This window comes from Streptomyces phaeochromogenes (assembly GCF_001418655.1).
GTDB classification, from domain to species: Bacteria; Actinomycetota; Actinomycetes; order Streptomycetales; family Streptomycetaceae; genus Streptomyces; species Streptomyces phaeochromogenes.
In genome coordinates this window covers 25,248-34,805 of record NZ_LIQZ01000240.1, presented here as the reverse complement: position 1 = coordinate 34,805, position 9,558 = coordinate 25,248, and the positions used below count along the sequence as shown (strand labels likewise).

The following is a 9,558-nucleotide window of genomic DNA, read 5'->3' as shown; positions in this document are numbered from 1 at the left end:
CCCGGACCCGGTCCCTCCATGCAGGGGAGATCTCCGCGGACGGATGAGGCGGGACGGACCAGCGAGGTCCGGTCAGGGGAGTTGGACGAAGACCGGCTCGCTGTACGCGGTCTGCCAGTCGGCGCTTCCCGCGAAGTACGCCCGGTAGTGGCCCTGTCCGGCGGGAGCAGTGAACGTGCCCTGGAACAGGGAGCCTTCCTCCGGATCGCCGAAGCCGGGTACGACCGTCGTCACCGTGGTCCAGCCGGTGGCGCCGTCGGCCGAGTACTGGATCTGCACCTTGCGGACGTCCTCCGGGGGCGTGCTCTCGCCGGTGTAGAGGCGTCCCTGGGCGGTGAGCCGGGAGTTCGTGCCGGCGGTCACGGAGAAGGAACCGATGGAGGTGGTGCGGGCGACGCTCACCCTCAGCGGCTCCTCCGCGCTCGCGTCGAGGTACGTGCCCGGGAGGACGTTGACCTGCACGGTGCCGGAGCGCGGCATCAGCAGTTCCCCGGAGAACCGGCCCTCGGTGNNGGCGGCGGCTCCCGATTCGGTGCTCCACAGCGCGCGGACCGTGGCCCCGGCAAGTGGCCGCCAGTCGTCGTCGATCCACACCTCGGCGCGGCCCGAGACCGTCACGGGCTCGCCCTCGACGGTGCTCAGCTCGTCGGTGTCGAGCAGTACCCGGGTGTCCGACCTGACCGGCGACACGTAGACCGTCGCGCCGTCCTGCGACCCCGGCGCGGCCAGTTGGAGCCACGGGGAGACGCTGCCCCCGCCGTCGTACGTGTGCGTGTACGCGGTGGAGAACCGGCCGTCGGCGTCCGTGCTCGCCGAGACGGTCTCGCCCGTGTTCGAGGTCGCGATCTCGACGGCGTTGTCCGCGGCGGGAGTCGTCTCCCCGGTACGCGGGTCCGTGATCGTGTACCGGCCGGACACGGACACCTGCTGGTGGCTGTGGTCGGGGTGCTCCGGCGTGACCTCGAAGTCGTGCAGGTCGGCCGTGCGCCAGTAGTCGAATCCGGCGGCGCTCTGTGTCGTTGAGGTGTCCCCGTCGGCGTCGGTCAGGTCGACGACGACGCGGTAGGTGCCCAGCTCGGCGAGGCGCAGCGNNAGCGGCCGTCCGACTCGCTGCCCGAGCCGAGGGCGAACTCGCTGACGGTGGCGACCTCTTCGGAGCTTCCTTCGGCATACAGATGAGCGGTGATCGAGGTGATCGCGCTGTCCGAGCGTGCGGTCACCGAGACCAGGCCGGTGGACTGTTCGCCGGTGCCGCCCGCGATCACCAGCTCGGGTGCGGTCGTCGCGGCGGACGCCGTCGGAACCGGCCCCAGCAGCAACCCGGCCGCGACCGACGCGCAGGCGAGCAGCATGGAACGCCGTCTCATATCAAGTCCCCCCGTGGGCATGATGATTGACCAAGGTGATTGATCAATGTGATCACCAAGGTCATCGACCCAGGTGATCGAGACGGCATCGTATGCCGGAGGGGCCTGTCATGAACAGGTTCAAAACTGGGCGCGTCTGAGGCAGCCCTATCCCTCCAGGAACCCCACCAGTGAGTTCGCCAGCAGGAACGGGTCGGTGGCGCCGCAGAGTTCGCGGGCGCTGTGCATCGAGAGGATGGCCACGCCGATGTCGACCGTCTTGATGCCGTGGCGGGCCGCGGTGATGGGGCCGATGGTGGTGCCGCAGGGCATGGAGTTGTTGGAGACGAAGGTCTGGAAGGGCACGTCGGCCCTCTCGCAGGCGGCGGCCCACACGGCTCGGCCCGAACCGTCCGTCGCGTAGCGGTTGTTGACGTTCACCTTGAGGATCGGGCCGCCGCCCGCGCGCGGGTGGTGCGTCGGGTCGTGCCGCTCGGCGTAGTTCGGGTGCACGGCGTGACCGGTGTCGGAGGAGAGGCAGACCGTGCCGGCGAAGGCGCGGGCCCTGTCCTCGTACGAGCCGCCGCGCGCGAACACCGAGCGCTCCAGCACGCTGCCCAGCAGCGGCCCGTCCGCTCCGGTGTCCGACTGCGAGCCGTTCTCCTCGTGGTCGAACGCCGCGAGGACCGGGATGTAGGAGAGGGTCTCGTCGGCCGTCGCCACGCCCGCCAGCGCCGCCGTACCGGCGTGCACGGACAGCAGGTTGTCCATGCGCGGGCCCGCGAGCAGTTCCTTGTCGCGGCCGAGGTAGGCGGGCGGTTCGATGGAGTGCACCATCAGGTCCCAGCCGGTGGTCTCGCCCTCGGTCAGCCCCGACTCCTCCTCCAGGAAGCGGATCAGGTCGCCGTCGCGCACGTCGTTGCCGAGGCCCCAGATGGGCTGCAGATGCCGCTGCTTGTCGAGCTTGAGGCCGTCCGAGGTGACGGACCGGTCCAGGTGGATGGCGAGTTGGGGCACGCGCAGCAGCGGCCGGTCGATGTTCACCAGGCGCGTCGAGCCGTCCCGGAGCGACAGCCGTCCGGCGAGGCCCAGGTCCCGGTCGAGCCAGGAGTTGAGGAGCGGGCCGCCGTAGACCTCGACCGCGACCTGGCGCCAGCCGTGCGCACCGCTGTCCGGGCGCGGCTTCACCCGCAGGTTGGGGGAGTCGGTGTGCGCCCCGACGATGCGGAAGGGGGTGTGCGGCTCGGCGCCCTCCGGCACGTACCAGGCGACGATCGCGCCCCCGCGCAGCACGTACTTTCCACCGCTCGTCCCGTCCCACGCGTCGGTCTCCGCGACCTGCCGGAAGCCTGCCTTCTCCAGCCGCTCGGCGGCGTTCGCCACGGCGTGGTACGGGGACGGGCTCGCCGCCAGGAAGGACATGAGGTCGTCGGTGTGTCCGCGGTCGAAGCGTGGGGGTGTGCGCATGGGTTCACCTTAACGACGTACGAAGGCCCGCTCCCGGGGATGGGAACGGGCCTTCGTGAGGGGTGTGTACAGACAGTGGGACGGGTCCGGACGTTCGGCGCGAACGCGACGGCTCACGGCCTGAGCGCCGACCCTGCGGGTGCGTGGGGGCCGGTCGCGCAGTTCCCCGCGCCCCTGGAGAAAGGCGGGAGCCCCGGGGGCGGCAGCCCCCAGAGGTGGGCCCCGGTGGCCCCGGTCAGAACGCCGACTCGTCCAGCTCCATCAGGTCCAGCTCGACGCCCTCGGCGAGCTTGCGCGCGCCGGTGACGCCCGGCAGGACGTTCGCCGCGAAGAACTTCGCCGCGGCGATCTTGCCGGTGTAGAACGGCCGGTCCTTCGCCGAGGCCGTCTCCAGCTTCTCGGCGGCGACGGCGGCACCCTTCAGGAGCAGGTAGCCGACGACGACGTCACCGGAGGCCATCAGCAGACGGGTGCTGTTCAGCCCGACCTTGTAGATGTTCTTGACGTCCTGCTCGGTCGCCGCGAGGTCCGTGAGCATCAGGCCGACGATGGCCTCCAGCTCGACGGCCGCCTTGGCGAGGTGCTCGCGGGCGCCGGACAGCTCCTCGCCGCCGGTGCCGAGCGCCAGGAACTTCTTGATGTCCTCGGCGAGGGAGTTCAGCGCCGCGCCCTGGTTGCGGACGATCTTCCGGAAGAAGAAGTCCTGGCCCTGGATCGCGGTCGTGCCCTCGTACAGGGTGTCGATCTTGGCGTCGCGGATGTACTGCTCGATCGGGTACTCCTGGAGGAACCCGGAGCCGCCGAACGTCTGGAGCGACTGGGCGAGCTGCTCGTAGCCCTTCTCGGAGCCGTAGCCCTTCACGATCGGCAGGAGCAGGTCGTTGAGGGCCTCCAGGGTGGACGCGTCCTCGCCCTCGGCCTCCTTGACCTGGATCTCGTCCTGGAGTGCGGCGGTGTGCAGCACCAGGGCGCGCATGCCCTCCGCGTACGCCTTCTGCGTCATCAGCGAGCGGCGCACGTCCGGGTGGTGCGTGATGGTGACCTTGGGCGCGGTCTTGTCCATGAACTGCGCGAGGTCGGGGCCCTGGACGCGCTCCTTGGCGTACTCCAGAGCGTTCAGGTAGCCCGTCGACAGCGTCGAGATGGCCTTCGTGCCGACCATCATGCGGGCGAACTCGATGATGCGGAACATCTGGCGGATGCCGTCGTGCTTGTCGCCGATGAGCCAGCCCTTGGCCGGGTGGCGGTCGCCGAACGTCATCTCGCACGTGTTGGAGGCCTTGAGGCCCATCTTGTGCTCGACGTTCGTCGCGTACGCGCCGTTGCGCTCGCCCAGCTCGCCGGTCTCGAAGTCGAACTCGTACTTCGGGACGAGGAAGAGGGACAGGCCCTTGGTGCCGGGTCCGGCGCCCTCGGGGCGGGCGAGCACGTAGTGGAGGATGTTCTCCGACATGTCGTGCTCACCGGACGTGATGAAGCGCTTGACGCCCTCGATGTGCCAGGAGCCGTCCTCCTGCTCGACCGCCTTGGTGCGGCCCGCGCCCACGTCCGAGCCGGCGTCCGGCTCGGTGAGCACCATGGTGGAGCCCCACTGCTTGTCCACGGCGATCTTCGCGATGTGCTTCTGGACCTCGTTGCCCTCTTCGAAGAGGATGCCCGCGAACGCGGGGCCCGAGCAGTACATCCAGACCGCCGGGTTCGCGCCGAGGATCAGCTCCGCGTACGCCCAGATCAGGGAGCGGGGGGCGGTGGTGCCGCCGATCTCCTCGGGGAGGCCGAGCCGCCAGTACTCGGAGTCCATGAAGGCCTGGTAGGACTTCTTGAAGGACGCCGGGACGGGCGCGGTGTTGGTCTCCGGGTCGAATACCGGAGGGTTGCGGTCGGCGTCCGCGAAGGACTCCGCCAGCTCGTTCTCCGAGAGGCGGGTCAGCTCTTCGAGGATGCTCTTGGCGGTCTCGGTGTCCATCTCCGCGAACGGGCCGGTGCCGTACAGCTTGTCGCGCCCGAGCACCTCGAAGAGGTTGAACTCGATGTCGCGGAGATTCGACTTGTAGTGCCCCATGGCGACGGCTCCGTTAAGGGATCGGGGAGGTGGTGAGTCCTCGGTGACGAGTCCTCGCACCTGGTTCGAGAGTTTCGAGTCTGGCGCGCATCTGGTTCGCGTACCAACCAGTAGCTACGATGATGCTACCCGTCGGTAATAAGAATCAACCCCTGATTGCCCAAGTGTGAGCAGGGTCTACATTTCGGGGTCCACCTTCGGGTGGGAGTGCACGGCTCCGCCACCTGTTCGAGGAAATCCGCCGGGGACGACCGGGCGGGCCGCCCCGCCAGTACTCTTGCCCCCATGTACGGCTACGACCAGAACGTGGGACCGGGGCAGCAGCAGTACGCGCAGTCCCAGCCGCCGCCGCAGCAGCAGATGCCCGGTGGTGTCGGCGGGGTCGGCGGATACGGCCAGCAGCCGCCGCTCTACCCCGAGCCGTCGCCGCCGTCGCTCGCCGACGCGGTGCGCGCGTTCACCACGGGGTCGCTGACCCCCGAGGACTTCCAGCAGGTCTTCGCCACCTCCAAGGTCTACTGCCCGCGCGGTGACAACCCCGGATTCCTGGCGCTGCACAACACCCAGCAGCCCGTGATCCCGATGTTCACCTCGCTCAAGGAACTGCGCCGGTACGCCGGCAAGGAGTCCAAGTACTTCGTGGTCATCGGCGCCGAGGTGATCGACCTGCTCCCCACCGGCTACGGCTTCGTCCTCGACATGGAGGGCGAGCACCGCATCGTCTTCGACGCGAAGGCGGTCGAGCAGATGGTCGACTTCGCGATGCGCCGGATGTACGGCTGACCGCGGCTGCTCCACGGCTGCCCGACAGACACCGCCACGCGCAGACGGCAAGCGCGTACTGCCCGGTAGGGCCGGCTCGCACGACCGGCTCGTGCGAGCGGTCCACATGGCCGGCCCGTGCAGCCGGCCCGTACGACCCGCTCCACACCGGAACGCCCGGAGGGAATGCCCTCCGGGCGTTCTGCGTTCCAGGTGGCAGAAAGTTCGAGATTCAACTAAACTTCGAGCACAAGGAGGTACCGACATGCCTGCAGTGACCGTCGAGAACCCGCTGACCCTGCCCCGTGTGGCCGCGTCGACCGAGGCCGTGGCACGTCCTGTGCTCGCCGTGACCACCGCGCCGAGCGGATTCGAGGGTGAGGGCTTCCCGGTCCGCCGCGCGTTCGCCGGGATCAACTACCGCCATCTCGACCCGTTCATCATGATGGACCAGATGGGTGAGGTGGAGTACGCGCCGGGCGAGCCCAAGGGCACCCCCTGGCACCCCCACCGCGGCTTCGAGACCGTGACCTACATCATCGACGGCGTCTTCGACCACCAGGACTCGAACGGTGGCGGCGGCACCATCACCAACGGCGACACCCAGTGGATGACCGCGGGCTCGGGCCTGCTGCACATCGAGGCGCCGCCGGAGGCGCTCGTCGTGTCGGGCGGTCTCTTCCACGGGCTCCAGCTGTGGGTGAACCTGCCGGCCAAGGACAAGATGATGGCGCCGCGCTACCAGGACATCCGCGGTGGCTCGGTCCAGCTGCTCAGCACGCCCGACGGCGGCGCGCTGCTGCGCGTCATCGCCGGTGAGCTGGACGGCCACCAGGGTCCCGGCATCACGCACACGCCGATCACCATGATCCACGCGACCGTGACACCCGGCGCCGAGCTCACGCTCCCGTGGCGCGAGGACTTCAACGCCCTCGCGTACGTGATGGCCGGCCGCGGCAGTGTCGGTGCGGACCGTCGCCCGGTCCACACCGGGCAGACCACCGTCTTCGGCGCGGGTTCCTCGCTGACCGTCCGCGCGGACGAGAAGCAGGACGCCAACACCCCGGACCTGGAGGTCGTCATCCTGGGCGGCCAGCCGATCCGTGAGCCGATGGCCCACTACGGCCCGTTCGTCATGAACACCCGCGAGGAACTCCAGCAGGCGTTCGACGACTTCCAGAAGGGCCGCCTGGGCACGATTCCGGCGGTTCACGGGATGAGCGAGGGCGGGCTGTAGCAGCCCGTTCGATGCCAGGTCCGCGATCAACTCGCGGGTCCGGTACGGTACGAGAAGGCCCGAAGCCGCAACTTCGTTTTGCGGCTTCGGGCCTGTTTTGCTGTGCGCCTACGGCTTTACGGGCAACTACGGGAGCACGTAGATCGGTGCCCCGTCCGGCGCGCAGCCCGTCTGCCGGACGCACCCCCGCCTGAGCAGCATCCGTACGCAGTCGTGGACACGCTCCTGCGGCAGACCCGTGCGGGTGGCGATCTCCTCCAGCGGGTAGCGGGCCCCGCCGCGCAGGAGGGCCGGAGCCAGGTAGGCCGCCACGGCGTGGACGTCTCCGGTGACGACGAGATTCTTCGCCTTCCAGGTGGCGAGGAGCTGCTGAGGTGTCAGCTCGGGCTCCGGCGCCGCGGTGGGGCGAGGACGGCCATGGCCATGGGCAGGCTTGAGCGCCTCGGCGATCTGCTGCAGCGCCTCGGCCATGACGTTCTGGCTGCGGCAGATCTGCCGCTGTGTTTCGACCATGGCGTGCTGGCTGTCGCTGATCTGCCGCAGCAGTTCGCCGCGCTCCTCCTGGAAGGCGAGCAGCAACTCGTCCGCCCGGATGTTCCGTTCTTCGAGCCGCACGATGGCGTCGGCGATCTGCTGGGGCATGACGTATGCGGTGGCGCCGTCGGGTGTGGGTTGGACGGGGGCTGGTTCCAGGGAGTAGGAACCGGTGCGCTGGATGGTCTCGATGACTGTGGCCACCCAGGATTTGAAGGGCTGGGACTCCGGTTTCGTACAGCCGTTGACCAGTCGGATCAGACCTTCGAGGCTCACGAGATTCATGTCTCGTCGCCACTCTCGACCTGCGGGAATGCTGAGAGTGTGCCTCCCAAGCACACTCTCGGCGCTTCCGAAATTGGCTTTGTCCGCAATGTCGCGCAGAGCGGAGCCCGTGTGGACGTAGCCCAGCTGCTTGCACACGTCGACTGCCGGGAACCAGTGCGAGCCGTCAGGCAGAGTCAGCCTCCGCAGCCGCGCCCCCGTGGCCGCGAACACGAAGTCGTTGATGTCGATCGCGTCCTGTCGCGGTGCCGTCGCACTGTTCGGCGGCATGTTGTTCTGCTCGTACATCGAGCATCACCTCCGCCCCGGAACGTAGGCACGCGGAGGTGTAACTCATGTCCACGGCAAGGATGTTCACCCGATAGGGGCGAGGGGTATCGATTCTCCGCGCACGGCCCGGACCAAGCGGCCGGTCCCCGGTGTTACGTGCGGGCCCGCACCCGTACCCGTGCGGGACCCGTTGCCTGGAGGGTGATTCCCGCTGTCAGGGGGACCTCCGTGTCCACGGCCTCCAGGTCGTACGAGCGCAGCAGGGCGGCCAGGGCCAGGACGGACTCCAGCATTGAGAAGTACTGGCCGATGCAGGCGCGCGGGCCGCCGCCGAAGGGGAACCAGGCGTAGCGGTGGCGGGCGGCCTCCCGTTCGGGGGTGAAGCGGTCGGGGTCGAAGCGTTCCGGGTCGTCCCACAGGTCCGGGTGGCGGTGGGTGACCCAGGGCAGGACCAGGACGTCCGCGCCTGCCGGGATCAGGTGCCCGTCTACCTCCGCGGCCTCGACGGACCGGCGGCCGACCACCGGAGCGGCCGGGTACAGCCGCATGGTCTCCTTCAGCACCCTTGTCAGGTACGGGAGTTCGTCGAGGTCGGCGGCCGAGGGTGCCCGGCCCGACGGCAGGCGGTCGGCCTCCTCGTGGGCCCGCTTCTGGGCCTCCGGGTGGCGGGCGAGGAGATGGAGCGCGAAGGCCATGGACGTCGCGGTCGTCTCGTGGCCCGCGACCAGGAAGACCAGCACCTGGTCGCGGAGTTCGGCGGCGTCGAGGCTGCCGTCCTCCTCGGTGCTCGCCCGGGAGAGAAGGGAGAGCAGGTCGTCGCCCTCGGTGGAGGCGGCTCCGGTGGAGGCGGTGTCGGCCGTCGCGTCGGCCGCCCTGCGCTCCGCGATGATCCGGTCGCAGACCGCGTACACCGCCCGGGAGGCCGCCTCGGCCCGGCGGTTGGACGGGAGGGGCCAGGAGCGCGGCGGGTTCATGGGGGAGAAGCCGCGCCGCGTCACGTACTCGCTGACCACGGGGAAGTTGTCGTGGATGACGTCGACCGCGGCCTCGACATCCGCGCCGAACAGGATGCGCGAGACCGTGCGCAGCGCGAGCCGGTCCATCTCCCGGACCACGTCGACGACGCCGTCGGCCGCGTCCCGCCAGCGCTCGACCGTGCCGTCGGCCTCCAGCGTCACCGCCTTGGCATAGGTGTCCACCTGCCGTTTTGTGAACAGCGGCTGGATCAGCCGGCGTTGGCGCCGGTAGTCGGCGTCCTGCGCGGTGAGCAGGCCGTTGCCGGCGGACTGCCTCAGCTCCTCGTAGAACTGGTTGTCCTTGCGGAAGTTGGCCGCCTGCGAGGCCAGGATCTGCTGCACGCCCTCCGCGGAGAAGACACAGTGCAGCACCGTGCGGACTCCCGGCGGGCCCGCGGAGAGCCGCACCACGTCGCCGTGGTCCCGCCGGGCGCGGAGGAAGACCTCCAGCGAATCGCGCCGGAGGTCGAGTGCCGAGCCGAGCAGGGGGAGGCCTTTGGGCCCTGGTATCTCAGTGATGGCGGCCATGGTTCGCATCATCGCGCACCGGTCCCGCGCCCGGTCCCCCTTTCAGCCCTC

The 9,558-nt window shown here is 69.4% G+C and carries 6 protein-coding genes; 2 read left to right on the top strand and 4 right to left on the bottom strand.

What is annotated here, in order from left to right; all coding sequences use genetic code 11:
• Positions 1-1,514 precede the first annotated feature (1,514 nt).
• Positions 1,515-2,813, bottom strand: coding sequence for a M18 family aminopeptidase (locus AOK17_RS29585; protein WP_055615634.1), 1,299 nt, complete (start codon positions 2,811-2,813; stop codon positions 1,515-1,517).
• Between the two features lie 235 nt (positions 2,814-3,048).
• Positions 3,049-4,875: an acyl-CoA dehydrogenase gene (locus AOK17_RS29580; protein WP_055615633.1), complete on the bottom strand. Its 1,827-nt coding sequence runs from the start codon at positions 4,873-4,875 to the stop codon at positions 3,049-3,051.
• 285 nt (positions 4,876-5,160) lie between these two features.
• Here AOK17_RS29580 and AOK17_RS29575 point away from each other — a divergent pair, with 285 nt between their 5' ends.
• Entirely contained in the window at positions 5,161-5,658 is a 498-nt protein-coding gene (locus tag AOK17_RS29575; protein WP_055615632.1) for an SseB family protein, read from the top strand.
• Between the two features lie 244 nt (positions 5,659-5,902).
• On the top strand, positions 5,903-6,874 hold the full coding sequence (locus tag AOK17_RS29570; RefSeq protein WP_055615631.1) for a pirin family protein: 972 nt from the start codon (positions 5,903-5,905) through the stop codon (positions 6,872-6,874).
• 126 nt (positions 6,875-7,000) lie between these two features.
• On the opposite strand, the gene AOK17_RS29565 is transcribed toward AOK17_RS29570, so the two are convergent.
• Positions 7,001-7,963, bottom strand: a complete 963-nt coding sequence (locus tag AOK17_RS29565; RefSeq protein WP_342671529.1) for a BRO-N domain-containing protein — start codon at positions 7,961-7,963, stop codon at positions 7,001-7,003.
• 152 nt (positions 7,964-8,115) lie between these two features.
• Positions 8,116-9,507, bottom strand: coding sequence for a cytochrome P450 (locus AOK17_RS29560; RefSeq protein WP_055615629.1), 1,392 nt, complete (start codon positions 9,505-9,507; stop codon positions 8,116-8,118).
• Positions 9,508-9,558 lie beyond the last annotated feature (51 nt).